This is a genomic window from Paenibacillus stellifer, assembly GCF_000758685.1.
Taxonomy (GTDB): Bacteria; Bacillota; Bacilli; order Paenibacillales; family Paenibacillaceae; genus Paenibacillus_AQ; species Paenibacillus_AQ stellifer.
This window is the reverse complement of the sequence record NZ_CP009286.1, coordinates 4897231-4922291: the sequence shown is the minus strand read 5'-3', so window position 1 is coordinate 4922291 and position 25061 is coordinate 4897231. Positions and strand designations below refer to the sequence as shown.

Sequence of the window (25061 nt, the reverse complement as noted above, 5' to 3'; positions counted from 1 at the left end):
GTTGGAGGAAGGTACATGAAAAAGACTAGATGGGTCAAAGGAATTGCCTGCACTGCAGCTCTCTCTCTCGTTCTTGCCGGTTGCGGCGGAAATGCCAACAGCGGAGACAGCGCTGAAAGCTCGGCCAAGGGTTCTGCGAAAGAGGTTAAGATCACCCTGCTAAACTCGAAGAGCGAAATACAAACCCAGCTGGAGGAGGCCGCCAAAACATTCCATCAGGACCACCCGGATATTACGCTGGAAATCATGGCTGCACCTAATGGCACATCTCCTTTTGAAAAGGCTTCCACGCTGTATGCATCCGGAAACCCGCCAACCATGATGATGCTGGATACAGCTGACGTTGAGAAATTCAAGGACCGCATTCTCGATCTGAGCGGCGAGAAATGGAATGCGGATGCGGTAGAGAATGCGACTTCCTACACTACTTATGACGGCAAAAATTACGGCTTTCCTTTCTCGATTGAAGGCTATGGCTTCATCTATAACAAGAAGGTGCTGGATCAAGCGGTAGGCGGTACCTTCGATCCGTCCACCGTTCAGACGACTGCAGACCTGGAGAAGCTGTTCAAGCAGATTGAAGCATCCGGCAAGAAGGCCCTGATCATCTCTCCGATGGACTGGTCGCTTGGCGCGCACTTCCTGCCTCTTGCCTATGCGGGCCAAAGCAAGGATATGGCCGAGGTCGACAAGTTCATTGAATCGCTCAAGGCGGGGAGCGTGGACCTCGCCCAGAACAAAGTCTTTAACGGCTTGATGGATACCTTCGACATCATGATGAAATACAACATCGACCAGAAATCGCCGCTGTCCGGCGCTTACGAGCGCGGAGGTGAAATGCTGGGCAAAGGCGAAGTCGGGCTCTGGTTCCAGGGCAACTGGGCATGGCCGCAAATCCAAAGCTTTGATACTACCAGTGGCGCTTACGCCTTCCTGCCGGTTCCGATTAGCAACAATCCGTCGGATTACGGCAACCAGGAAATCTCCTCGGCGGTCTCCAAACGCATCGTAATCGATAAAGAAGAGAGCACGCCGGAGCAGCAGGAGGCGGCCAAGGCCTTCCTCAACTGGATTGTGTATGAACAAAATGGCCAGGATTTCCTGGTGAACAAAGCCAGCATTATTCCGGCTTTCAAGAACATTACGCTTCCGGCGGCCGATCCGCTGGGCAAGTCCATCCAGGACTATATCGCCAAAGGCAAGTCGGAGCCGTCGATGAGCCTGATGCCGGCTGACCACTGGTCTGTTGTCGGCGCCTCTATGCAGAAATACCTGAGCGGAGCCGGCGACCGCGCGGCCCTGGCGAAAGAAATCGGAGATTACTGGAAGAATCTGAAGTAACCTTACTGCAATGCGGCAGACATGGTGGATAAGGCCGCAGGGCCTTATCCATTGTATTTATTTTACGGATAGCGAGGGATCCCAATGAATACAGAAAAGGGAAGGTGGAGCCGGCTTCGCGGCGGCCTGCTGTTTACCGGCCCCACCTTGTTTTGTTTCCTGACCGTCATGATCGTGCCTTTCTTCTACGGTTTATACCTGACGTTTACGAACTGGGACGGCATTTCGACTACGCAGTCGCTTGTGGGCTTTGACAATTATCTGGGTGTATTCAAGGACGCCGTCTTCTGGAAGTCCTTCGGTCTGACTTTGAAATATGTGTTGTTTACCGTGATCTTGGTGAATGCGGTGGCGTTTCTGCTGGCATTTGGATTAACCCGGGGAATGAAGGGACAGAACATTTTCCGCGCCGGCTTCTTTGTACCCAATCTGGTCGGCGGCATCGTTCTCGGTCTGATCTGGCAGTTTATTTTTTCCCAGGTGCTCGTGTATATCGGGACGAAGACCGGCATTCCATTCCTGGAAGCCTCCTGGCTCTCGGAGCCCGGCAAGGCGTTCTGGTCGCTGGTTCTTGTTACCGTATGGCAGTATGCCGGCTATATGATGGTTATCTACATCGCAGGACTTATGAGCGTGCCGAACGATATTCTCGAGGCGGCCAGCATCGACGGGGCAAACGGCTGGACCAAGCTGGGCCGAATCACTCTTCCGCTGATGGTTCCTTCTTTTGTCGTCTGCATTTTCCTTACGCTCCAGCGCGGCTTTATGGTGTATGACGTCAACCTGTCGCTGACCAAAGGAGGGCCGTTCAAGAGCACCGAAATGGTATCCATGCATGTATACGGCAAAGCTTTCTTATCCCGCGATTACGGTCTGGGCCAGGCCGAGGCGCTGGTGCTGTTCCTGCTCGTCACGGTCATTACGCTTCTCCAGGTGTATTTCAGCAAAAAGTTGGAGGTGGAGGCCTAATGGCAGGTACGAAAGCTTACTCCGGATGGGTTAAGACGGTGGTTCTCAGTCTGCTGCTGGTTCTCTTTGTGTTTCCGTTTCTCTTGCTCTTGCTTAACTCTTTCAAGGAAAATACCGCGATTACGTCCAATCCGCTGGGGCTTCCGGAGTCGTTCGATTTGGCGAACTACAGCAAAGCGTTTGATTATATGAACTATTTCGGTTCCTTTTTCAACTCGTTGATCATCACCGTGTGCTCGGTCCTGATCATCTCGCTGTTCGCAGCCATGACGGCGCATTATTTTGTCCGGAACAATACGAAATTCAGCCAGTACACGTTTCTGATGATGGTCGCTTCCATGATCATCCCGTTCCAGGCCATCATGATTCCGCTCGTGAAGATTTACGGTTCCCTTAACATGCTGGACAACAAATGGTCGCTGATCTATATGTATCTCGGTTTCGGCTGCTCGCTCGCGGTCTTTATCTATCATGGATTTGTCAAAGGGGTGCCCGCCGAGCTGGAGGAAGCCGCGCAAATCGACGGGTGCACGCGCACGCAGACCTTTTTCCGGATTGTCTTCCCGGTACTTGCCCCGACCACAGCGACCATTTCAATCCTGAATGTCCTGTGGATTTGGAACGATTATCTGCTGCCGTCGCTTGTGCTCATCAGTCCCGGCAACCGGACGCTGCCGCTGTCCACATATTCCTTCTACGGTACGTACTCCGTTGATTACGGACCTTTGATGGCCGGCCTGGTCTTAACGATATTGCCCATCATGATCGTCTATCTCTTCGCCCAGAAATACATTATCCAGGGAGTGATGCAGGGATCGATCAAATAACAGGAAAAGTCCAAGAAGAACCGTAGGGGGTATACCCGTGTTTGAATTTGAGGATAGAGTGGAGTTTCCAGAGAGAAACCTGGATATTTTAACCGTCGGCGAGATGCTCATCGATATGATCTCCGAGGAATACGGCGATTCGTTTGAAAGCCGGACATACGGTAAATTTTTTGGAGGGTCGCCCTCCAATATCGCTATGAATGTGAAGCGGCTCGGGGCTCGTCCGCTTGTCGCTTCGGCGGTGGGAGCCGACGGGCTCGGTCATTTCCTGATTGAGCATTTGAAGGAGGCCGGGATAGATACACGCTGTGTGCAGCAGGTGGAGGAGTCGACGAGCATGGTGGTGATCACCAAGAGCCGCGCGACGCCGATCCCGATCTTTTACCGGGGGGCCGATTATCAGCTGGCGTATACAACAGAGCTGAAGGAGGCGTTGGAGCGGACGAAGATTGTCCATTTTTCCTGCTGGCCCTTGTCGAGAAAGCCTGTGAGGCAGACGATGGAAGAGGTGATCCGGGATGCCGGGCGTAATGGGGTGCTCATCTGCTTTGATCCCAACTACCACCCGATGTTATGGGAGAAAGGGGAGGACGGCGCCCTTTATGTCAAATCCATCCTGCGTCACGTAGATATCGTCAAGCCGTCGGAGGACGATGCGCAGCGGTTATTCGGGCCCGATACGCCGGAGAACCAGCTCCGGAAGTTTCTGGACCTTGGCGTCAAGCTGGTGATCCTCACTCTGGGCAAGGACGGCGCTCTGGTCTCTAACGGAAAGGAGACGGTGAAATTCGACACCCTGGCCAAGGATGTGGCGGATACGACGGGCGCGGGTGACGCGTTCTGGTCCGGTTTTTATGCCGCGCTGGTCAAAGGTTATCCCATTCGCAGGGCGCTGAAGTTCGGGATGGCGGTAAGCGCCTATAAGCTGCAGTATATGGGGGCGGTCGTCGATTTGCCGAGGCTTGAGGAATTTGAACAACGTTATCAGATATAGGAGGTCAGGAAATGGCGGTCAACAACCAAGTACAGCTGATTACGTATCCCGACTCGATGGGCGGGGACTTAGAGCGGCTGAATCATGTGCTGGAGCGGTATTTTGCGGATATTTTCAAGGGCGGTGTCCACATTCTTCCCCCCTTTCCTTCGTCGGGAGACAGAGGGTTCGCTCCGCTGACGTATCTGGAGATCGAGCCAAGCTTCGGAACATGGGAAGAGATCAAAGCTATTGGGGAAAAGTACGATGTTCTGCTGGACCTGATGGTCAATCATATTTCGCGGCAGTCGGCATATTTTCAGGATTTTCTGCACCAAGGAAGACGTTCGCCTTATGCGGATCTGTTTCTGACGCTGGATAAAATATGGGAGGACGGAAGGCCGGTACCGGAGGACATCGCCAAAATGTTTCTGCGGCGGAGCCTGCCGTATTCCACCTTCACCATCAAGGAGACCGGAGAAGAGGAGAAGGTGTGGACCACCTTCGGAAAGACCGATCCGTCCGAGCAGATCGACCTCGATATTCATTCAGAGATGGTCAAGAGCCTGCTGAAGGAGATCTTCGAGAATTTCAAGCGAAACAAGGTCAAGATTGTCAGACTGGATGCCGTAGGTTATGTCATTAAAAAACTCGGTACCAGCTGCTTCTTCGTGGAACCGGATATTTATGAATTCCTGGACTGGATCAAGGAGCTGGCTGACTCGCTTGAAATCGAGCTTCTTCCGGAGGTTCATGCCCATTACAGCATTCAATACAAGTTGGCGGAGCACGGATTCTGGATTTATGACTTTATTCTGCCCTACCGCATCCTCGATACGCTGGTGAACAAGAACAGTGAAGCACTGCTTGATTATTTGCGGACGCGTCCGGCGAAGCAGTTCACCATGCTGGACTGCCATGACGGCATCCCCGTGAAGCCCGATCTCGATGATCTCATCGATACGAAGGAGGCGCGGAAGCTGGTCGATATTTGCGTGGAGCGCGGCGCCAACCTCAGCCTCATTCTATCCGATGAGCATAAAGACAGAGACGGGTTCGATGTCCACCAGATCCGCTGCTCGTTCTACTCGGTCCTGAACTGCGACGACGACGCCTATCTGGCGGCCCGGGCTATCCAGTTCTTTACGCCGGGCATTCCGCAGGTGTATTATGTAGGGCTTCTGGCCGGCGAGAATGATATGGACAGCGTGCGGCAGACGGGGGAAGGCCGGGAAATCAACCGGCATAACTTCAGCGTGGAGGAGATCGAGCGATCGCTGGAGAAGAAGGCCGTGCAGCGGCTGCTTCAGCTGATCCGGTTCCGTAACGGGTATGGGGCCTTTAACGGGGAGTTCCGGGTGCTGGACTCCGCCAAAGATGAAGTCCGGCTCGAATGGAGCAAAGGGAATCTGCGCTGCACCCTGAATGTAAATCTCTCCGCCAATCGGTCTGTCATCGAATATGCGGATGAGGAAGGCCAGAACGTACGATACGAGGTATAGGGGAAGTAACGAGGTATAGGGAAAAGTGACGAGGTATGGGGTAAGGTAATAGGGTACAGCCTCATGCCGAAGCATTGTATTCCAAAAAACAGGGCTGTCTCCGGGCGGATGATGAACCGCTCGGGAACAGCCCTGTTAATTTATAGATCAGAACGTAGAACATTTAAAGTTCAGGCATCCTGATCCTGCAAGAAAGATTACCACTAAAGAGGGATTCGGCAACATCTTCGATGAGACTTCGATAGGAGCCTTTCTTATCTTTTCTTACGCTGCGTCCCGTTTCCTGCTTTCTTAAGGACGCGGCGAGATCGTGAAGGTGAACAGATAAGGCCGGTTCGCTGGCAAGGTGAATTCATCATGGGTCGGCGCTCCCCAGCTGTCGTCTCCGCCGACGCCCATCTGTTTGTAATTGATTCTGACAACCGTCTTGTCGCTTGTCGGCAGCTTGTAGGCATGGTCATGGGCTTCCAGTTCCAGCGGCGACCACGGCAGGGCGCACAGCTCGAACGGTACATCCGCCTCGAACCGCAGGCCGGCTCCGCTGGCGCTCTGCGACATTTCGGCGAAGCGCACGTCCGTCTTGTTGCCGCATTCCTGCGGCTTCAGATACGGGACGAACTGGTCCCGGACAGCGCCGCTGTAGGAGCCGAGACGCGCCCCGGTCTGGCGGTCCCAGTAATTCTCATGCGGGCCTCTGCCGTACCAGGATACCGTGTCCAGCTGCTCTTTAAGCGGGAAGAGGTAACCGAATTCCGGAAGCTGGGCAAGGCCGGTTCCGGGGTTCAGCGCCTGCCGGATTTCGATGGCTCCATCCGCAGCGACGCGGTAGGTCAGCGACAGCGTGCAGGAAGGATGGCTCTCCCATGTGTAATCCGCCTGAACCACGGCGGTTCCGCCCTCCATGCGCTGGCTGAAGCCGGTGAGCCGCCGCTCCGACGGGGCGGACCGCCAGAAGGCGGAGCGCTCCGGCAGCTTGTTGCCGCAGTCGTTGTCGGTCATCGCTCTCCAGAAGTTCGGTCTTGCCGGACCTGCAAGCAGCTCGCTGTTCTCCCATTGATAGGAGACCAGATCGCCGGTGATCTTGCTGAAGCGAACGGCCGCCTTGCCGCAGTCAATAAGGAGCTCATCGCTGGAGCTTATCGTCTCGGCCGTTCCTTCCGCAAAGGCGGAAAGCGCGCGGCGGACACGGGGAGACAGAATAAACTGTTCCCAGGCAACCTCATGCCCGGCTTCGGCCCATGCCTGATCCTCTTTTGTCACGAGGGACACCGTCAATACGGCTTCTTGATCCGTCTCGAACGCAGTAGTGTATGGGATCTTCACGTCTGCCGTTTCGCCGGGAGCTGCTGCAATCTGCAGCGTACCGCTTTGAACGGTTGTTCCGTCATGCTCGACCTTCCAGGCTAACTCATAGACGCCAAGATCGGTGAACAGATACTGATTGCGGATGGTGATGAGCCCTTCACGCAGATCGGCCGCCTCGAAACGCACATCCTGATAGCATTTCTTCACTTCGTACAGCTTCGGCGAGATCGTCCGGTCGGCAAAAATCAGGCCATTGCCGCAGAAATCCCCGTCATGCGGCGATTCGCCGAAGTCTCCGCCGTAAGCGAGATACTCCACCCCGTCCGGAGTTGTCGTCCGGATCGCCTGATCGACCCAGTCCCAGATGAACGCGCCCTGCAAAATATCGTAGCGGTCGAACAGCTCCCAATACAGATGGAGTCCGCCCAGGGAGTTCCCCATGGCATGGGCGTATTCGCACAGAATGTAAGGCTTCTTCGGATTGCTGCGCGCGTATTTCTCAACCTCGCGGGGCTTGATATACATCGTCGATTCGATATCGCTCGCCGCTTCGGACGGTCTGTAATGATAGATGCCCTCATAGTGGACGAGTCTTGTCGGATCGGCTTCCTTCAGGAAGTCATGCATGGCGATGAAGCTGTCGCCCCCGAACGACTCGTTGCCGAGCGACCAGATGATAATGGACGGATGGTTCTTGTCCCGCTGGAACATCGAGTTGCAGCGATCCAGTACATTGGCGAGCCATTCGGGCCGGCTTGCCGGCACGTTGAATTCATTCAGCTCCTGCTGTCCGTATTTCCAGGAGCCGTGCGTCTCCAGGTTGGTCTCGTCAATGACATAGAGCCCGTATTCGTCGCAGAGCTCATACCAGATGGACTGATTTGGATAATGCGAGGTCCGGACCGCATTCACATTAAAGGACTTCATAAGCTCGATATCCCGGATCATCTCCGCCTTGCCGAGAGCACGGCCGGTATCCGCCGAGAATTCATGGCGGTTGACGCCTTTGAAGACAATCCGCTTGCCGTTGATCTTCATCAGGCCGTCCTTCAGCTCAAACTTGCGGAATCCGGTCCGGCAGCTGACAGCTTCCAGGACGCCGCCTTCGCGGTCCTTCAGCGTCAGCACCAGCGTATACAGATTCGGCGCTTCAGCGCTCCATTTCAGCGGATTCCTGATCTCGGCCGAAAGCTTGAATTTGAAGTCTTCTTCACCTGCGAGGGAAGCCGTCGCGGCAAGCGGACGCTCCAGTACGGCACTGCCATCGGCGCCGTACAGCTGGGCTTCCACTGTAACGGAATGTGCAGACTCATCCCAATAGTTCGTCAGCTCAACATCAAGCTGCAGCTCCGCATCCCGGTATTCGCTGTCCAGTTCAGTGCGGACGAAGAAGTCCGAAATATGAACGGAAGGGGGTGAATACAGGTACACGTCGCGGAAAATGCCGCTGAGCCGCCAGAAATCCTGATCCTCCAGCCAACTGGCGTCGCACCAGCGGTATACTTCGACCGCAAGCTTGTTCTCGCCGTCTCGCAGATAAGGCGTGAGGTCGAATTCCGAAGGGGTGAAGGTATCCTCGCCATAGCCGACAAGCTCCCCGTTCACCCAGACGTAGAAGGCGGACTCCACGCCCTGGAAGCTGATGAACACGGGACGGCCCTTCCAGTCATCGGGAACGGTGAACGTGCGGATGTAGGAGCCGACCGGATTGTAGCGGGTTGGAGCATACGGGGGCTTTAAGTCCGGCTCGGATTCCGCCCAGGGATACCGGACATTCGTATAATGGGGGTAATCATACCCCTGAAGCTGCCAGTGGGAGGGAACGGGCATATCACTCCAGCCGCTGGAGTCGTAATTCATTTCATAAAAGGATTGAATTCGCTGCTCCGGCGTCTCCGCAAAGGCGAACTTCCAGGTTCCGTTCAGGGACCGGTAGAACGGCGAAGATGACGCATCGCGGGCCAGCGCTTCCGGGACGCCGGGGAACGGCATCATGGAAGAATGAGCCTTAAGCCGTCCCAATTGGAAAATCTCCGGATTGTTGTTCCATTCCGGGTAGCCGTTAGCCGGCGCCGTGTAAGCCAGTTTGGTGCGCATAGTAGCAACTCCCTCTAATAGATCGTATAATATTAACATTATATGATTGAATAATATCTTAGAAAATAAAGAATATTAGCTGGAAATATCAAAATATGAAACTAAGGAGGAGCTGGAAATGGAGTCCAAAATGATCTTCGGAAAGTCGGATGAAACGTCCTTGCTGCCGCTCTATATGACGACGGCCGGATATTGGGAGCATCAGACGGAGACGGTCCGGACGTCGGGCTTTCCCGATTTTCAGCTCCATCAGGTGCTAAACGGACAGGGAAGACTCATCATCGGGGAGAAGGATCTGACGGTTGGTCCCGGGGATGTTTTTTTCCTGTTTCCGGAAATTCCGCACCGGTATACGCCAATCAGCGACCGCTGGGAACTCGCCTGGGTATCGTTTCAGGGCAGAGAAGCCCGGCAGCTGCTGGCGTATGCGGGACTGAACGAGTCGGGGGCTGCCAATCTTAGGCGGGGTTCCCTGCTGAACGAGCTGCAGCAAATGCTTGCGATGGAAGAGGGAGAGGACGAATTCGAAGCGGAATGCTCCAAGCTGCTGTACCAGCTGCTGCTGGATTTGAAGAAGCTTCTGCCCGCGCCGGTGAACCGGGATTACGGAATGGAGCGCATCCGGCCTGTCCTGCGGCATATCGCGGAGAATCTGGAGCGGCCCCTGCCGCTGGCCGAGCTGGGGGATATTGCAGGCGTTTCGCCGCAGTACCTGTGCAGGCTTTTTCAGAAGACGCTGAAGCTGCGGCCGCTTGCGTATATTAACCAGGAGCGCATCAACCGGAGCAAGAAGCTGATGTTCAGCGAAGCCGGGCGGAAAATCTACGAAATCGCCGGCCTGGTCGGCTACGAGAATCCCAGCTATTTCTGCGCGGTCTTTAAGCGTCATACCGGCATGAGCCCGGAGGATTTCAAGGAGCTGCACGGTCTGGGGCGGTAAATGCAAGCGTGTAGGGAGTATGTATTTTGTTGAACCATGCTGCGGATCAATTGTCGCCGGTGACCATTTTTGCTATACTTCTTCCATCTGTATGTGATAGGGGGTCTTACCGTTGGCAATACCGAATTGCTCATTGGCTAGGAAGTCCTCATGCAAAGCCTGATTTGGGGCGATACTTTGCGTGGGGTGCGGTGGAATGAATTCGATCGCCCAAACTGATTTTATCGTTTCTAATAACGGGCTTTGCACCTTATTGTCTTTTTCAATTATAATAAGGGGCTGAGAAGCTATGAATACACCATTCATTAGAAACCACCAGTTTAACGTTATTAAGAAGCAAGCGGAATTTCTTCAGAAAACGCTGCGCAGCGTCGCGGATCGGGGTGTCCTGGCGACTGTAAGACATCAGGCCGTCATGAACATTGTCGAAGCATTTCCCAGTCTATCCGAGGATCAGAAGGGGATGCTGGAACAAATTTCGGCCTTGGAGTCCGCATATGATTTCCAGAGATATCTTGCCGCATTGGAACCATACCTGGAGCCTTTTCCGCCGATTACGCTGAAGCAGATTCAGAAGCTATTCCCTAAAAATAAAAAGCTGAAAATTCCGGATCTGGTATCCATCGACTTCCGGTATGTGACTTATCTGGGCTGGACGGATATTGCCACGAACAAATTGTTCATCGTATATTCGTATGGCGGACAGTTCATCGGCATCGAGGGAAGGCTTACGCCGACCAACAAGAAAGGGTACTGCCTGTTCTGCAACCGGCATCACGAGCTTGCGTTCTTCTCGGTGCAGACCAAGTCTGCCAGCGCATCGCCGGATAATCTCTCCCGCTTTGGTCATTATGTATGTCTGGATAACCAGGTATGCAATGAGAGTATTACTGATACAGGTTCATTGGAGAAGTTCATTCTCACAGCTCGCAAATAACGCAATTGGAAAAAAAGAGGCTGCCGTCACCAAAGGCAGCCTCTTCAGCTACGCCCTGCTATTCACCGGCTCAATAACAATTTTGCGTTCCGTGTAATCCTCCGTTCCTAAATGATTTGGAAATAAGGTGAAACAGCATCTTCCGGCTTCATTACGACTAAAGTCCTACCGATATAGTAACTAACATACTGTTAAAGCAGCCGGGGTGCTGACCGATGAGATTATCCATTCGAAGCAAGCTATATCTTGGTTTCAGTATTAACATCGTGCTATTTCTGATTACCGCTGCCGTCTCCACCTATCTGTCGCAGCGGAACGTCAATCTGACGCGTTTCATTCTGGAGTCGGAGCAGCGGATGGAGAGCGTTCAGCGCCTGAACCTGTTCGCCAGAACGGCGAACGACAACCTGGCGCGCTATCTGATCGCGCCCATATATGTGGAGGATGAATTCAAGTCCAGCTTCGATTCCGGCGTTCAATACGTCAGCGACGAGCTGGTCCGTCTGAGCGCCATGATCCAGGAGACGGAAGACAGCTCCCAGATTAAGAGCTTTGAGCAGAAATGGGCGTCGTATATTAAGGAAAGCGATCAGCTCATCCAGATGAAGAAGGAGGGGCGCGTTGAGGAAGCACGCGAGATTTCCTCCAGGGACAGCTTTGATCCTATCGCTTTCTCTTTGCACAGCTTCTATGTGCGGGAGAAGGCCGATACGGAGACCTACAGGACGACGATTGAACGCAACGGAGAAATTATCCGGTTCATCAATGTCATGCTGACTACGCTTGCGGTTTTGCTGTCCATCGCCGTTGCGATCGTACTGTCGAGCCATCTTACCCGCCGAATCCGGCTGCTCAAGAACTCGGCGCAGGCTGTGGCCGGCGGCAATCTGCATGTTTCGGATCTGTCCTTCAAAGGCGGAGACGAGCTTGCCGAGCTGGCGGACTCCTTCAATACGATGAAGGAGTCGCTGCGGTCTGTCATCGACTCCAATCATTTTCTGTACCACTTGTCTCTGCTTGACGGCCTCACGGAGATGCCGAACCGGCGCTGCTATGACGAGACGCTGGTTCGGGAGTGGGAACTTCTGTCCCCGGGTAATCGCCTGCTGGCCCTGATCCTGCTGGATATCGATTACTTCAAGGATTACAACGATCTGTACGGGCATCAGGCCGGGGATGCCTGCCTCAAACGGGTAGCGGGCATTCTGCTGGAGCAGATCCGGGGGCAGGGCTTCGCCGCCCGCTACGGCGGGGAAGAGTTTGTCGTGCTGCTGCCGGACCGGACGCTGGAAGACGCCGCCGGCATCGCGGAGTCGCTCCGGCAGGCCGTTGCCGGGGAGCGCATTCCGCATGAAGGATCGAAGACTGATTCCTTCATTACGCTGAGCCTAGGAGTCGCGGCCATGCCGGCCGTGCTTGCGGCAAGCCCCGACAACCTGGTGAAGCAGGCGGATCTGGCGCTCTATCAGGCCAAGTCGGGAGGACGGAACCGGACCGTCGTCTACGGACCGGGCCATTAGCGGCCCGATTCAGTCTAACGCCGATGAAGAAAGGAAGCCCTGCTATATGAAGCTTAAAGCTGCTCTGCCGCTTCTGGCGGCGGCCCTATTGCTGCCATCCTGCAGCGCCGGCGGAAATACCGGCAACCCCGTGGAATTGGTGTTCTGGACGACGACTTCGGAATCGGAATCGCTCTTCTTCCGTCAGATGATCACGGAGTTCGAGAATACTCATCCCAATATCCGAGTGACCCTTTTGGAGAAAGCGTTATCATCTGCCGGTAATGAGTACAAGAACGCCATTCTGGGCGGACAGAGCATTGATGTGCTCCGCGCGGATAATACCTGGATTCCCGAATATGCCGATCTCGACATTATCATGCCGCTGGATCGGCTGGCGGCGGACCGGGAGCTGTCCCGATTCGTGCCGACCGCGCTGTCCGCCGTCACCTATCAGGGACAGGTATATGGTCTGCCCTCCGTAATGGAGGTTCCGGCGCTGATGTACAATAAAGCCCTGCTTAAGGAGGCGGGTTATGATAATCCGCCGCAGACGATGGATGAGCTGAAGACTATGGCACAAGCACTGTCCGGCCCGGACCGGTATGGTCTTTACGTCACCGAGGACTCCTATTTTGCGCTTCCCTTCGTATGGGCGTTCGGAGGAGATACGGTAACCGCGGACCGGAAGATTGAAATCTCCTCGGCCGCCTCGCAGATGGCCTTCGCTTTTATGCGGGAGCTGCGGACGGAGGGGGCTTCGCAGCCCTATGCCGGCTTCGACGGCTGGTACGACACAATGATGCATGACTTCGGCGTGGGCAAGGCGGCGATGGTTATCAACGGCCCCTGGGCGGTGGCCGATCTGCTGAAGACCAAGGAATTCGCCGATCCGAATAATCTTGGCGTCGCTCCTGTTCCGAAAGGCCCAGCCGGACAAGGTTCACCGATCGGCGGCCACAGTCTCGTCATCAACCGTTACAGCGAGCATCCGAAGGAGAGCTACGAGCTGATCTCCTTCCTGACGAGTGAAGAAGTCCAGGCCAGGCAGAGCCTGTCGCTCCGGACGCTGCCGACCCGCAGCGATGTGTACGAGGACCCAAGGCTGGCCTCGGAGTATTTGCTGCAGAGCTTCAAGGAGCCGTTATCGTTGGCGCGCAGCCAGCCCATGATACCGGAGAGCTCCAAGCTGTACCGCGATTTCACGAAGAATCTGAACGCGATGCTGCTTGGACGCGAGTCTCCCCGCGAGGGAGCGCAGCGGATTGAAGCCGCCTGGAAGAGCATACTGAAGCTGGAGTAGAATTGGGTAGAGAGTATAGGGACAGATGGAATCAAGAAAGGAAACGGGTGAGCATACAGAATGAGACAGCGTGAAGGGTATGTCGGCGTGCCGGGCGGAAAGGTCTGGTACAGTCTGATGGGAGAGGAGAAAGACGGAGTCCCGCTGATCGTTATACATGGCGGCCCCGGCGGGTCGCATCTGCTGCTGAAATCGGAGCTTCATGTGCTGGCCGATGAACGGCCGGTGCTGTTCTACGATCAGCTGGGATCGGGTAATTCGGAGAGACCGGACGAGCCTTCGCTCTGGACGACCGAGCGGTTCACCGAGGAGCTTGCCTGCATCAGGCAGCAGCTTGGCCTGGATGAGGTCCATCTGCTTGGACATTCATGGGGAACGATGCTGGCCGCTTCCTACTTGCTGGATTGCGCGCTACCCGGCGTTCGCAGCGTCATTTTCTCCAGCCCCTGCCTGAGCGCGGAGATGTGGAAGCGGGACGCCGACGCCTTCCTGGCCCTGTTGCCGGCGAAGACGCAGGCGGTTATCGGTCATCATGAGGCGAATGGGACGACCGATTCGGAGGAATACGAGGCCGCGATGAAGGAATATTACCGCAGGCATGTGAACCGGCTGGAACAGCCGTCTCCCCTGGCGGCGGAAAGCCGCGCCAAAGCGAACCGGGATGTGTACATGGCGATGTGGGGACCTTCCGAGTTCACCCCGACCGGCAGCCTGAAGACCTATGATTGCACGTCAAGGCTGCATGAGCTGGACCTCCCGGCGCTCTTTCTGTGCGGCCGTTACGATGAAGCATCGCCGGAGTCGACGGCCTACTACCGTTCGCTGGTTCCCGGAGCCTCGCTGCATATTTTGGAGAACAGCTCCCATTCAGGCTATTTGGAGGAACCGGAAGCCTACATCGGGACAGTGCGGGCATTTCTAAGGAAGGCGGAAGACATGCGCTAAGTCATATCCCCTTTTTCTGAAATACGATAAAATTTTCATAAATTTTTGGCATGATGCAGCCGGCGATTCAAGAAAAGGGGCGATGTGCAATGATTAACGCGGAGACACTCAGCAGCTATTACGAGAAGAAGGGCAGACTGCAGCAGAATTTTCTGTCCAAGCAGTTTCAGTCCGACCTTCCCAAGTTCTCGACACATGAAGAAGCGGCAGGCTGGTTCAGCGCGCTGTTCGGAGAGGACTTTATCTTTGTGGAGAAAATGAAGACCGCGACGGAAGACGAGTTCTATTATCTGTACGATATCATTCATGACCGCCCGAGATGGGAGCGCCGGGAGCAGGATATTAAGGAAAAGGGCTTTGCCAACGGACTTGGCATGCTGCTCTGCGCCCAGCGGGTCGATATTTACGAGGATGGTTCAGTCGAACTGGCGTTCTGATAGAGCTCTCCTTGGTACATGCGGCCGGCTCTGCGCGATTCTTCGCGCGGGGCCGGTTTTTTGCTGTTTTTTGCCGTTTTTTAGTGTTACTATTAGGTGAGTGTTTTCCTGTAAAAAGAAGAATCGGGACAAGCACACCGCTTATCCATTCTTATATATATTAAAAAGCAGGGGTCATACATGAAAAAACTACAAAGCATGGCAGTTCTCATTCTTCTCCTTGCCGTCACAGGCTGCGGCGGCGGAGCAATCGCTCCGCGGCAGGCGACCGGTTCGGCCGCGCCCGCTGTAACGGCGCCGCCTTCGGACGCCGCCAATGCTCCGGCGGCTTCCGCCGCGCCGGTCTTGCCTTCGGTTCCCGCCTCGCCGTCGCCGGAACCTTCGCCTTCGCCAGCCGTTTCGGCGAAGCCGCAGGCCCAGCCGTCCGCCAAGCCCTCGGGAACGAGCGGCCAAGACAACAAGCAGCTGTGGGCGAAGATCGACAAGGCGCTGCAGGATGAGGACTATGAGACAATCGCTGCGCTGGTGAAGGCTGTTTCGAATCCGGACGAAGATTTGAAGGCTATGTATCTGTTCGCCCAGTACAATATTTACGGACAGGACGGGGATGACGCGAAGTCGGTGCAGGCCCTGTACCAGATTCCGGACGATTATCAGGGAAGACATGCGGATCTGATCGCGTACTGGAAATATGTCCATAAATCGTTTGAGGCGGGCAAGACGGATAATATCACGTTCGATGAGTTCAAGGAGAAGTACTACAAACCGGGGAAGAGCGCGGAGTAACGGGGTCGCAGATATCGGTTTGATAGGCAGGGACCTGTCATGCAGGTCCGAAGATCAAGACGCCGCCGACAGGTGCGCGGCCGCCAGAGGGCGGCCCGTGTCGGGCGGTGTTTTGCTGTTGGGGTAATCGTGATCTCGGCATTTTGATCATTGACTTTTGAGATGGAAGCCGTTACACTTCATTCGAACGAAATAGATTTCGAAAAGGAGGTGACAAGGCTTGACTACCATTTACGACATCGCCAAGGCAACCGGCTATTCACCGACTACCGTCTCCAAGGTGTTCAACCACTATAGCGATGTGAGCGAGAAGACCAAGAACAAAATTTTGGACGCCGCGAAGGAAATGGGGTATTTGCCCAATTCCCACGCGCGGACGCTGATGACCAAGAAATCCTGGACCATCGGTATTCTGTTCAATGAATTTTCTGGAATGGGCATCCGGCATCCGTTCTTTAATGGCGTTCTCGACAGCTTCAAGCGGGCGGCGGAAGCCCAGGGCTATGACCTCATGTTCATCTCCGACAACATCGGGGGGAAGAGCAGCAGCTATTTGGAGCACTGCCGGTTCAGAAGTGTTGACGGCGTCGTAATTGTGCTGGCGGACGCCCTGGACCCCGGGGTGGAGGAGCTGGTGGACAGCGGGCTTCCCTGCGTCATTCTGGATTACGAATCAAGGAAGGCGGGAACGGTCTGCTCCGATAACGTCAACGGCAGCTTTCTGGCCGTTCAGTATTTGTATGAATTGGGCCACCGTCATATCGCCCATATATCCGGAGGGGAAGTGACGTTTGCGGGACGCCATCGGAGGCTTGGCTACGAAATGGCTGTCAGCAGGCTGAAGCTGGGGAAGAGGGAGGATTATATCGTTACAGGAGGAGTGCATTTCTCCACCCGTGACGGCTATGCGGCGATGAGCCTGCTGCTGGATCTGGATCAGCCGCCGACCGCCGTGCTGGCGGCAGGGGACAATCTGGCCCTCGGAGCCATCAAAGCCGCGCAGGACCGGGGCCTGAAGGTTCCGGAGGATCTGTCCGTCATCGGCTTCGACGATATCGAAGCGGCGGGACTGGTAACGCCGGCCTTGACTACGATCCGTCAGGATATATCCAGCATTGGCAAGAGAGCAGCGGATATGCTGATCCAGTCGATCGAGACGGTCCGCGCACCGGAAGCGGTCGTGCTGCCTGTGGAGCTGGTCGTCCGCGATTCCTGCAAGCCCCTGTAAGGAGAAATTTGGCCGGCGACCGCGGGCTAATCAGCCTTTCACCCGCATACTCATATTTGAGGGCGGCATTCAACAAGTGAGAGCAGCGTTCAACAAGTGAAGGCGAAACTTAACAAGACATCCTCGGGATGTCTCACCGCCATTTTCGAAACCGATTTCGATTCGTTCATCACCTCCTTGATTCAACGTTTTCTCTCTTATTTTTAGATACTCAGAAAGGAGCGTTACTTATGACAAGCGGAACCATTATTTTGACCAGCCGGGACACGAATGACCGTCTCTCCAACCTCGGGAGGCTGGATTTTAAAGACAAGACACCGGGTCAGGCCGCTGATCTGGAGCTGATTCCATCGGTTTCCTACCAGACAATCCTTGGTTTTGGAGGAGCTTTTACAGAAGCGGCGGCGTATACGCTCTTGCGGATCGGCGAGGAGAAGCGCCGGGAAATCATCGGCCGGTATTTCGATCCAGTGAACGGGCTTGGCTATACCTTGGGCCGGGTCCATATCCACAGCTGCGATTTCGCGCTTGGCAATTATACCTATGTGAAGGATAACGATATGGAGCTTGAGAGCTTCGACATTTCCCATGACCGTCAGTGGGTGCTGCCGCTGATTAAGGATGCGATGGCTGTAAAAGGCGGCGCCTTCACGCTGCTGGCCTCTCCTTGGAGTCCTCCAGCCTGGATGAAGACGAATGGCGAAATGAACAACGGAGGCAAGTTGAAGCCCGAATACCGCCAGGCATGGGCCAATTACTACACCAAGTTCATCCGGGCTTATGAGGCTGAGGGAGTGCCGATCTGGGGCATCACGGTGCAGAACGAGCCGGCCGCCAAGCAGACTTGGGATTCCTGCGAATATACGGCGGCGGAAGAGCGCGATTTTGTCAGAGACTATCTGGGGCCGACCATGCACCTAGAGGGGCTGGAGAACGTCAACATTCTGGTCTGGGACCATAACCGCGACATTGTCGTGGAGCGCGCCTCGACCGTCCTGAGTGATCCGGAAGCAGCCAAATACGTATGGGGAACCGGCCTCCACTGGTATGTCAGCGAAGCCTTCGATCAGGTGGGCAAGGTCCATGAGCTGTTCCCGGATAAACATCTGCTGTTCACGGAAGGCTGCCAGGAGGGCGGTGTACATCTCGGTTCCTGGGAGACCGGTGAACGCTACGGCCGGAATATGATCGGCGACTTCAACAACTGGATGGAGGGCTATCTGGACTGGAATCTGGTGCTCGATGAAACGGGTGGCCCAAATCATGTGAACAATCTATGCGACGCGCCGGTCATTGCGGATACCCGAACGGGAGAAATCCACTACAACAGTTCCTATTACTATATCGGGCATTTCAGCAAATTCGTTGCCCCGGGCGCGGTGCGGATCGGGCAGGCACTCTCCAGGAGCAATCTGCAGTCCGTCTCCTTCCGCAACCCGGATGACACGCTGGCAGTGATCGTCATGAATGAGAGCGACGAGCCGCAGACGTTCACGCTGGGATACGGCGGCGAATTGGCTGAAGCGAGCCTGCCCGCCCGCTCGATCGCGACGTATGTGCTTGGAAACTGACGCCCGCCGGCGGTCCATACGAAAGAGAGGTTAACGAATGCCAGCCTATTATATGGATAATCAGTATTTTGTCATAGAGGAATTCGATAAAGCCAAGACCTTCGCCAGCTTCCTGCCCGGCCTAGCCGGACCGAAGGGCATCCCGATGTGGACGTTCTACGTCAACCGGGGCCAGGGAATTGCAAGCTTCGGCATCCGGGACAAGAATTCGCCCATCATGGAGTTCTCCCCGGCTAACATCAGCTACAAAAATGTGCCGCTCAGCGGCTTCCGGACATTCATCAAGCTTGGCGGCGCCGTCTACGAACCGTTCCAGGATCAAGGCGAGGACTCTTCTATCCGGCGGACGATGTCAATCGGGTTAAACGAGCTAGTGATTGAAGAGACGAACCATACTCTGAATCTTCAGGTGAAAATCGTGTACTTCAACGTTCCGGGCGACGGGTTCGCCGCGCTGGCCAGGCACACGGAAATCACGAACCTGTCGGCATCGCCGATGCCGCTCGAGGTGCTGGACGGCCTGCCCGAGCTTCTTCCCTATGGAATCGACAATGCCGGATACAAGGAAATGGGCAATCTGCTTCGCAGCTGGATGGAGGTCTACAATCTGGAGAACGCCGTGCCATTTTTCAAGCTCCGCTCCAGTACCAAGGATGAGGCCGAAGTCAGCGAGATTAAGGGAGGGCATTTCTATCTTTCGTTCAGCGACGAGGAAGAGCTTCTTCCGCCGATCGTCGATTATGAAGTCATCTTCGGACATAATACTTCTCTCGTGTATCCGGCCTCATTTGCGCGCGCTTCCCTAGAACAACTCGGAGCGATGCCGCAGATTACCGCGAACAAGGTTCCGTGCGCCTTTAGCGGCGCGGCGGGCAAGCTGGGACCGGGCGAGAGCCTGAACCTGTACGCGATGATCGGACATACACGCGATATCGGAAGCATCCAGTCGCAGACCGGACGTCTCTGCCGGGCGGAATACTTCCGAACCAAACGGGAGGAGGCTGCCAGAATGGCGGAACAACTTACCGGCGATATCGCGACTTCCACTTCGTCAACGATGTTCGACGCTTACTGCCGGCAGAGCTATCTCGACAATATGCTGCGCGGCGGCTATCCCGTGGTATTCGGCCAAGGGCAGGAGACCAAGATCTATCATTTATTTTCCCGGAAGCATGGGGATCTGGAGCGCGATTATAACTTTTTCTCACTGGCTCCGGAATATTATTCCCAAGGCAACGGCAATTTCCGGGATATGAACCAGAACCGCCGCAACGACGTCTTGTTCCATCCGGAAGCGGGCGCATTCAATATTTATATGTTCTTCAGCCTTATTCAGGCGGACGGCTATAATCCGCTGCAGGTCAAGGGCAGCACCTTCCAAGTGCCGGAGGAACGGGCAGCGGAGCTCGCCAGCTTACTGGAACAAGCGGTAGGCAGCCACCGCCGGGAACTGTCCGCTATAGCGGCCAAACCGTTTACCCCGGGGCAGATCATTCATTACCTCTGCGATCATGAGATTATGCTTAACGTGAGCGAAGAGGAGTTTCTGGATAAGCTGCTGGGTCTGTCCGCGCAAAATATTGAAGCAAGCTTTGGAGAAGGCTACTGGATTGATCACTGGACCTACAATATGGATCTGGTGGACAGCTACCGTTCTGTTTTTCCGGATAAAATGGAGGAGCTGCTGTATACGCCTGGAACCTGCCGCTTCTTCGACAGCCCCGTTCGCGTGCTGCCGCGCAGCGAAAAGACGGTGCTTAAGGATGGCAAGGTACGCCAATATGGCTCTGCCGTGCATGATGAAGAGAAGCTGGAGCGCCTTGGCGGCGGAATGTCCGACACCCGCTGGCTGAGAACGCAGCATGGAACAGGCGAGGTCTACCGTACCGATCTGTTCGCCAAAATGCTGTCCCTGGCCCTGATCAAAATGACGACGCTGGACCCTTACGGCATGGGCATTGAGATGGAAGGGGATAAGCCGGGCTGGAATGATGCGATGAACGGGCTTCCCGGTCTGTTCGGCTCCGGTATGGGGGAGACCTATGAACTGAAGCGTCTAGTGCTGTTCATACTGGAAGCGCTATCCGGAATGCCGGGAGGGGCAGTTGTCTCCGGGGACCCGGGAGATTCAGGGCTTGCCGGACGGAAGGTCCGCCTGCCTTTGGAAATGGCGGAGCTGCTGTCGGAGACGGACTCGGTTCTATCCCGCCGGGAGAGCGGGGACATCTCCGACCTGGAATGCTGGGATCTGCTGGCGACGGCGCGCGAGCGTTACCGCGAGAGTATCCGGTTCGGCCTGTCCGGCGACGAGCAGGAGATTGTCTTTGCGGCATTGGAGCCGGTCTTCAAGCGGTTTCTGGGGCGGCTGAATGAGGGGATCGCGAAGGCCGTCAAGCTTGGCGGGGGCCTTGTTCCCACCTACTTCCGCTTCGAGGCAGAGGACTACGAGCCTCTAAAGGGCGGTGACGGAGGCCCGGTTATCAGCTCTTACGGACTTCCGGTAGTATCGGTGAGTCGGTTCCGCGCCGAAGCGCTTCCGGCGTTTCTGGAAGGGCCGGTGCATGGGCTGAAGCTTGCGGAAAGCAAGGAGGAAGCACAGGGTATTTACCGGGCGGTGCGAAGCAGCGGCCTGTACGACGAGAAGCTCGGCATGTACAAAACCTCCGTCAGCCTGGAGCAGCAGCCGCAGGAAATCGGCCGCATCCGCGCGTTCACCCCGGGCTGGCTGGAGCGGGAATCGATATTCCTGCACATGTCCTACAAATATGTCCTTGAGCTGCTGAAGACCGGGCTGACCGGGACGTTCTATGAAGAATTCAAGCGCGCGCTGATCCCGTTCCAGGACCCCGCCGTCTACGGGCGCAGCACGCTGGAGAATTCCTCCTTCCTCGCCAGCAGCGTCAACCCCGACCCCGGCGTGCACGGCCGCGGCTTTGTCGCCCGCCTGAGCGGCTCGACTGCGGAGTTCCTGAGCATGTGGTCGCTCATGATGGCGGGAAGCCGTCCCTTCCGGTTGAGTGGAGACGGAGACCTTGTGCTGGAGCTTGCACCGGCGCTTCCGGGCTGGCTGTTCAAGGATGACGGCCGTCTCTCGTTCCGGTTCCTTGGCTCGGTCCGCGTGACTTACCTCAATGAGCGGCGGGCCGATACGTTCGGAGAGAACTGCGCCGCTATCCGGCGAATTAGCGTCAAAGACGGCGCCGGGAACACGCTGACCGTTGAGGGAAGCGTACTGTCCGGCAAGCTGGCTGAAGACATCCGGGCCGGACGGTACACGGAGCTTGAGGTTGTGCTGGAATAGCTTGAGTCAGGCGTTCCAATATGGACCCGCCTGCCGCACTCGTCAGGTCATGGGGGAAACACCTGCCGCTCAAGAAGACAGCGATCCCGTGAAGCGGAGTAGCACATTCATGGCGCAAGAACACCGTGATCCCCGCAAGAGAGACCGCCGCAGCCAATCACCCCGCATTAGGCAAACGCGTCGCTTCCGGTCAGCTATAAGCTGGTCGGAAGCGGCCGCAGCAAGAAGCTCGCGAAAGCAACAGGGGGGCGCTGTGCATTGTGTCCGAGAAACAGCGTCCCTATTTTCGAAATGGGTTTCGATAATCAAAACGGAAAGAAGGTCGGTTTATGTCAACGCAAACTCAAACCTGGACATTCAAAGGATCGGAAGGAGACTTCGAGCTTAAGGACCCTCATTTGACGAGCTATTTGTATTTTCCGCTCGTCAATGAAGCCGGCATGATGTCCTCCATTACTCCTTCTCTGCATGGAGATATCAAATCCGGCCATAACACCTTCCTGTCCGAGCCGGTATCTGCGGAGAGTCTTCACAATTCCCGGGCTGCCCGGAATTTTTGGGTACATAATCAGGAATTCGGGCCTTGGTCCTGCACGGGAAATTCTGCCGTTCAGCATGCGAGTCGATTGGATAAAGAGACAGAAGGCGGAGACAAGGTAACGCTGGAGGCAGGGCTGCTCTGGCACAAGGTCATTCGCAACAATACGCGAATCGGCCTGCGGGCGGAAACGGTCAGCTTTGTTCCGGCAGGCGCGGATCGGGTGGAGCTGATGAAGGTGACGCTGACGAACACCGGCAACCGCAAGCTAACCCTGACGCCGACGGCGGCGGTTCCGCTCTATGCCCGTTCCGCCGACGATCTGCGGGATCACCGGCATGTGACGTCCCTGCTGCACCGGATCTATACCTCCGCAGGAGGCATTGAGGTTCAGCCCTCTCTGTCCTTTGACGAGCGAGGCCACCGGGTCAACAAGACCGCCTATTCCGTGCTGGGAAGCGAAGGAGACGGCGGGAAGCCGGCCGGATTTTTCCCAATAGCAGAACGCTTTATCGGAGAAGGCGGCAATTATGACTGGCCGGAGGCCATAGTGCGGAATGATGTTCCGCATAGCGGACCCGGAGAGGCTCTCGAGGGTTTTGAAGCCGTCGGGGCTATCCGGTTTGCGGAAGCTGTGCTGCAGCCGGGAGAGAGCAAGTCGTACATCGTAGCCATGGCCATCACGGATGACCGAATGGATGAAGACCGTCTGTGGAAGACCTATATGTCCGAGGCTTCGTTCGATCACCTGCTGGGGGCATGCAAGGCTTACTGGAGAGAGAAGGCGGACGCCGTCCAGTTCCATTCCGCGAACAAGGAATTCGATCTATGGATGAAGTGGGTGACGCTTCAGCCGATCCTTCGGCGGCTCTGCGGCAACTCCTTCATGCCCCATCATGATTACGGCCGGGGAGGCCGGGGCTGGCGTGATTTGTGGCAGGACTGCCTGGCGCTCATGATCATGGAGCCGGAGGAGGTCCGGCAGCTGCTGTCGGACAATTTCGCCGGCGTAAGAATCGACGGCAGCAACGCCACAATCATCGGCAGGCTTCCCGGCGAGTTCGTGGCGGACCGCAATAACATCCCGCGCGTCTGGATGGATCACGGCGCCTGGCCGTTTCTGACGGTGCTGCTCTACCTGAATCAGAGCGGTGATCTCAACTTTCTGCTTCAAGAGCAGACCTACTTCAGGGATGCCTTCGTGAACCGCTGCCGGGAACGCGATGATTCTTGGACTCCGGAAAGCGGGAACCTGCTGAGGACCACCAACGGCGAGATCTACCGCGGCACGATTCTGGAGCATATGCTGCTCCAGCATTTGACGCCTTTTTATCTGGTCGGGGAGCATAACCATATGAGACTGGAGGGCGCCGACTGGAACGATGGGCTGGATATGGCTGCGGACCGCGGGGAGAGCGTGGCGTTTACGGCTTTCTATGCGGGCAATCTGCGGGATCTGGCGTCCGTGCTGCGGAAGCTGGAGCGTCGCACCGGAACCGCAGCCGCCAAATTGGCGGAGGAAATGCTGGTGCTGCTGGACAGCCTGGGAGAGCCGGCCGATTATGATTCCGTCTCCGCGAAGCACGAGCTGCTGAACCGGTATTTCGAGCGGATTGCCGGAGGGGTAAGCGGGCGCAAGACCGCTATCTCCCTGGTCTCGCTTGCCGAGGATCTGGAGCGCAAAGCCTCCTGGATAGAGAACCATATCCGCACCAGCGAGTGGGTGACTTCAGAGAGCGGCAGCTCATGGTTCAATGGCTATTACAACAACGATGGCGAGCGGGTGGAAGGGGACCATCCGGAGGGCGTGAGGATGACGCTCACCGGCCAGGTCTTCCCGATCATGAGCGGAGTTGCGGCGGAAGAGCAGATTCCGTCCGTCATTCAGGCGGTTGACCGCCATCTGCTTGATGAGGAGATCGGCTACCGACTGAATTCCCGGTTCGGCGGCATCCAGCAGAATTTGGGCCGGGCATTTGGCTTCGCCTTCGGCCACAAAGAGAATGGAGCCATGTTCAGTCACATGACCGTGATGTACGCCAACGCTTTGTATAAGCGAGGCTTTGTGAAGGAAGGCAAAGCCGTGCTGGATTCCATCTACTCGCTCTGCGCCGACTTCCCGAAGAGCCGGATTTATCCGGGAATCCCGGAGTACATCAACGAGCAGGGCCGTGGCATGTACCACTATCTTACCGGCTCGGCGAGCTGGCTGCTGCTGACCGAGCTGATGGAAGTGTACGGCGTCAAAGGCGATCTGGGAGACCTGCTGCTTCAGCCCAAGCTGTCGGGCGAGCAGTTCGACGAGGCGGGGAAGGCTGCGGTCGTTACCCAATTTGCCGGACGGCGACTGCGGGTTGTCTACATCAACGAAGAGCGCAAGGAGTATGGAGACCGCCAGGCCGGTTCCTGTCTGCTGAACGGCAAACCGGCAAGAGTTGAACCGGCGGCGGGAGGCTGCCTTCTGTCGCGGGCGCTCATCAAGAGCCTTCCGGAGGAAGGCGTGCATGAGCTGTGCTTGAAGCTCATCTGATGCCGGGCTATTTTCATAAAAGGAGCCAGTTA

At 55.9% G+C, this 25061-nt stretch carries 18 protein-coding genes; 16 read left to right on the top strand and 2 right to left on the bottom strand.

Features of this window, described 5'->3' with window-relative positions; genetic code table 11:
* The first annotated feature begins 15 nt into the window (after positions 1 to 15).
* The 5 genes from PSTEL_RS22675 to gtfA all read left to right on the top strand — a co-directional run bounded on the left by PSTEL_RS22675 (position 16) and on the right by gtfA (position 5612).
* On the top strand, positions 16 to 1341 hold the full coding sequence (locus PSTEL_RS22675) for an ABC transporter substrate-binding protein (protein ID WP_038698888.1): 1326 nt from the start codon (positions 16 to 18) through the stop codon (positions 1339 to 1341).
* 84 nt (positions 1342 to 1425) lie between these two features.
* A complete protein-coding gene (locus PSTEL_RS22670) occupies positions 1426 to 2310 on the top strand; it encodes a carbohydrate ABC transporter permease (protein ID WP_038698886.1) in 885 nt (294 codons plus the stop codon).
* On the top strand, positions 2310 to 3137 hold the full coding sequence (locus tag PSTEL_RS22665; protein ID WP_038698884.1) for a carbohydrate ABC transporter permease: 828 nt from the start codon (positions 2310 to 2312) through the stop codon (positions 3135 to 3137). Before PSTEL_RS22670 ends, PSTEL_RS22665 begins: the two co-directional genes overlap by 1 nt.
* Positions 3138 to 3174: 37 nt before the next feature.
* The gene (locus PSTEL_RS22660) at positions 3175 to 4131 is read left to right on the top strand and encodes a carbohydrate kinase family protein (RefSeq protein WP_038698882.1); all 957 of its coding nucleotides are present in this window, start codon (positions 3175 to 3177) and stop codon (positions 4129 to 4131) included.
* An 11-nt stretch (positions 4132 to 4142) separates the two neighbouring features.
* Positions 4143 to 5612: a sucrose phosphorylase gene (gene gtfA / locus PSTEL_RS22655; protein ID WP_038698880.1), complete on the top strand. Its 1470-nt coding sequence runs from the start codon at positions 4143 to 4145 to the stop codon at positions 5610 to 5612.
* 291 nt (positions 5613 to 5903) lie between these two features.
* On the opposite strand, the gene lacZ is transcribed toward gtfA, so the two are convergent.
* Positions 5904 to 9014 carry a beta-galactosidase, LacZ type gene (gene lacZ / locus PSTEL_RS22650; protein WP_038698878.1) on the bottom strand — a complete coding sequence of 1037 codons (3111 nt, stop codon included), beginning with the start codon at positions 9012 to 9014 and terminating at the stop codon, positions 5904 to 5906.
* 118 nt (positions 9015 to 9132) lie between these two features.
* On the opposite strand from lacZ, the gene PSTEL_RS22645 reads away from it, so the two are divergent.
* Entirely contained in the window at positions 9133 to 9954 is an 822-nt protein-coding gene (locus tag PSTEL_RS22645) for an AraC family transcriptional regulator (protein WP_038698876.1), read from the top strand.
* A gap of 72 nt (positions 9955 to 10026) precedes the next feature.
* Here the strand turns inward: PSTEL_RS22645 and PSTEL_RS27760 are convergent, their stop codons facing one another.
* On the bottom strand, positions 10027 to 10260 hold the full coding sequence (locus PSTEL_RS27760; RefSeq protein ID WP_156995942.1) for a hypothetical protein: 234 nt from the start codon (positions 10258 to 10260) through the stop codon (positions 10027 to 10029).
* On the opposite strand from PSTEL_RS27760, the gene PSTEL_RS22640 reads away from it, so the two are divergent.
* The 10 genes from PSTEL_RS22640 (at position 10244) to PSTEL_RS22595 (ending at position 25029) form a co-directional block, all read left to right on the top strand.
* Positions 10244 to 10891, top strand: coding sequence for a FusB/FusC family EF-G-binding protein (locus PSTEL_RS22640; protein WP_038698874.1), 648 nt, complete (start codon positions 10244 to 10246; stop codon positions 10889 to 10891). The two genes, PSTEL_RS27760 and PSTEL_RS22640, sit on opposite strands and share 17 nt — an antisense overlap.
* A gap of 215 nt (positions 10892 to 11106) precedes the next feature.
* Positions 11107 to 12411, top strand: a complete 1305-nt coding sequence (locus tag PSTEL_RS22635) for a diguanylate cyclase (protein ID WP_038698872.1) — start codon at positions 11107 to 11109, stop codon at positions 12409 to 12411.
* Positions 12412 to 12457: 46 nt separating this feature from the next.
* The gene (locus tag PSTEL_RS22630; RefSeq protein ID WP_038698870.1) at positions 12458 to 13693 is read left to right on the top strand and encodes an extracellular solute-binding protein; all 1236 of its coding nucleotides are present in this window, start codon (positions 12458 to 12460) and stop codon (positions 13691 to 13693) included.
* Positions 13694 to 13753: 60 nt separating this feature from the next.
* Positions 13754 to 14638 (top strand): proline iminopeptidase-family hydrolase, encoded by an 885-nt coding sequence (locus PSTEL_RS22625; protein WP_038698868.1) that lies wholly within the window; start codon positions 13754 to 13756, stop codon positions 14636 to 14638.
* Between the two features lie 89 nt (positions 14639 to 14727).
* The gene (locus PSTEL_RS22620) at positions 14728 to 15075 is read left to right on the top strand and encodes a hypothetical protein (RefSeq protein ID WP_038698866.1); all 348 of its coding nucleotides are present in this window, start codon (positions 14728 to 14730) and stop codon (positions 15073 to 15075) included.
* Positions 15076 to 15255: 180 nt separating this feature from the next.
* The gene (locus PSTEL_RS22615; protein WP_038698864.1) at positions 15256 to 15861 is read left to right on the top strand and encodes a hypothetical protein; all 606 of its coding nucleotides are present in this window, start codon (positions 15256 to 15258) and stop codon (positions 15859 to 15861) included.
* 220 nt (positions 15862 to 16081) lie between these two features.
* Entirely contained in the window at positions 16082 to 17089 is a 1008-nt protein-coding gene (locus PSTEL_RS22610; protein ID WP_038698862.1) for a LacI family DNA-binding transcriptional regulator, read from the top strand.
* Positions 17090 to 17319: 230 nt separating this feature from the next.
* On the top strand, positions 17320 to 18660 hold the full coding sequence (locus PSTEL_RS22605) for a glycoside hydrolase family 30 protein (protein ID WP_038698860.1): 1341 nt from the start codon (positions 17320 to 17322) through the stop codon (positions 18658 to 18660).
* 37 nt (positions 18661 to 18697) lie between these two features.
* A complete protein-coding gene (locus tag PSTEL_RS22600; RefSeq protein WP_038698858.1) occupies positions 18698 to 21961 on the top strand; it encodes a hypothetical protein in 3264 nt (1087 codons plus the stop codon).
* Positions 21962 to 22290: 329 nt separating this feature from the next.
* Positions 22291 to 25029, top strand: coding sequence for a GH36-type glycosyl hydrolase domain-containing protein (locus tag PSTEL_RS22595; protein ID WP_038698856.1), 2739 nt, complete (start codon positions 22291 to 22293; stop codon positions 25027 to 25029).
* Positions 25030 to 25061: the final 32 nt, after the last annotated feature.